General features: G+C 69.2%; 1 protein-coding gene. It reads left to right on the plus strand.

Annotated elements, in window-relative coordinates; translation table 11 throughout:
• Positions 1-434 (plus strand): cytochrome b/b6 domain-containing protein (locus AAHG09_RS31855; RefSeq protein WP_342112353.1); only part of this gene is annotated, 434 nt, incomplete at its 5' end.
• Positions 435-569 lie beyond the last annotated feature (135 nt).

Consider the following 569-nt stretch of genomic DNA (forward strand, 5'->3'; position numbering starts at 1 on the left):
TCAGCGGCCAGCTTCGCTTTCGCGTCGTCCCGCAGCGTGACCAGGTCCGGCATCTCGGCGCCTCGGTATGGGAGCACCTGACCTTGCGCTTCCCGCAGGGCGACGAGGCCAAGCGCTACAACGTCATCCAGAAGCTCACCTACGCTGTCGTGCTGTTCGTGCTCCTGCCGACGCAGGTGCTGGCCGGGCTGGCGATGTCGCCGGCCATGGATGCCGCGTTCCCGTTCCTGCTGATCCTGTTCGACGGGCGGCAGTCGGCCCGCACGGTCCACTTCGTCGTGGCGGCCCTGCTGGTCCTGTTCGTCCTCGTCCACGTCGCCCTGGTCGTGCTCTCGGGGTTCTGGAACAACATGCGCGGCATGCTGACCGGCTGGTTCGTGATCGAGCGCAAGGTCGAGCCCGCATCGGCGGACCACGCGGGAGACCGGGCATGACCCGTCAGCCCAGCCGACGTTCCCTCCTGCTCGGCGCCACCGCCGCGGCCGGCACCGCGATACTTGGCGGCTGCGACCGCCTCAGCGAGACCGACTGGTTCCGGCGCACGCTCAAGACCGGCGAGGACGCCAACC

Origin of the sequence: Methylobacterium guangdongense (assembly GCF_038442355.1) — a bacterium.
Taxonomy (GTDB): Bacteria; Pseudomonadota; Alphaproteobacteria; order Rhizobiales; family Beijerinckiaceae; genus Methylobacterium; species Methylobacterium guangdongense.